General features: G+C 33.1%; 1 protein-coding gene and 1 pseudogene. Both read right to left on the bottom strand.

Going from position 1 to position 1,177, the window contains the following annotated elements:
- Positions 1–274: 274 nt before the first annotated feature.
- The gene (locus tag BA81_RS18940; protein ID WP_034284336.1) at positions 275–751 is read right to left on the bottom strand and encodes a DUF2247 family protein; all 477 of its coding nucleotides are present in this window, start codon (positions 749–751) and stop codon (positions 275–277) included.
- A 4-nt stretch (positions 752–755) separates the two neighbouring features.
- Positions 756–1,177: pseudogene (locus BA81_RS19675) on the bottom strand (T7SS effector LXG polymorphic toxin); the annotation flags it as partial.

Below are 1,177 nucleotides of genomic sequence, written 5' to 3'. Positions count from 1 at the left end.
AAAAATCAAGGTGACTGTTTCATTCAGGTTTGTTGTATTTTTTAGCATCTTTTTAATTTACCGTCTATCATAATCGTAATTCCTTCTACGAGTTCACCAGTATTTTCATTTTCAAACTTCTCAGACAGGATGCTTATTTTATGGTCACTCATTGTTTTCTCCTCAATTGCTTTCTAACAAATCTACTTTATTTTTTATCATACCAATCTCTTTACCAGCAATGAATGAAAGAAAACGATGGACCATTAGTCCATCGTTCTATTAAACTCTCTAGTTATAAAATCAATTCCTTTTCATCTTCTAAAAACTCTTCTACAAGTTCTTTAATTGTATTTTGTGAATCGTGAGGGTAATAAAATGCGTCTGAAACTTTTCTAAAAAAATCATACATATTTTCGGGCGTATGAAAGATTGAAAAAATATTTTCAATTTCTTCAAATATGTTTTCATCAGTTGAATTAGTATAAACCTCTTTCATAGTGCTATATAGCCACTTATGATACTCTCTCTTCATGTCTTCCGATGATTTGTCAGAGACTATGCTCTCAAGTATATGATCTACTTTAACTTCTTCTTGTTCCCAAGCTAATTCAAGGATTAATTCATTGTTAACATTAGGGTTGTTTTCTAGATATTTAACAGCATAGTTTGTTACTTCTATTGCCGAAATTAAATTAAACTGTCTACCAACAAACAGTGTAGACCAGTTACAATCAAAACCATTTTTCGTGATTATATCCGTTTTATACAATTTTCTATTTCCCCCATTGATTTATTTTTCCTGTCACTTTGCCACCAGGTATAAAAGTTCTATGGGTTACTGTATTCGTTGTTGGATCTACCACCCATTCAAACACGCCATTCCTTATTTCTTTCGACTGTAACATTTCAGGGGCGTTGTTCTTTACTTTTACATATTTGGTTTCGTACTTAACCACCGAGCCCTCTATTTGATACAACGAATCCATATGGCCTTTTCTATTTGGTAAATCAAATCTCTTAGAATGAACTGCGTAGTTGTCAATTATATCATTAAAGCTATGATAAAAATCATCTTTTAATGCACTACCTACTCGTGGATTATCTAAAACTGGATGCTTAAGTTCTCTCGTACTCTTAATGCCCATCTTCCCATGAAACCCTTTAGCCCCAAACGGCAAAAGCATCCCCAGAGCCG

The sequence above is a fragment of the Bacillus safensis FO-36b genome, assembly GCF_000691165.1.
GTDB classification, from domain to species: domain Bacteria; phylum Bacillota; class Bacilli; order Bacillales; family Bacillaceae; genus Bacillus; species Bacillus safensis.
This window is presented reverse-complemented; position numbering and strand designations above follow the sequence as displayed.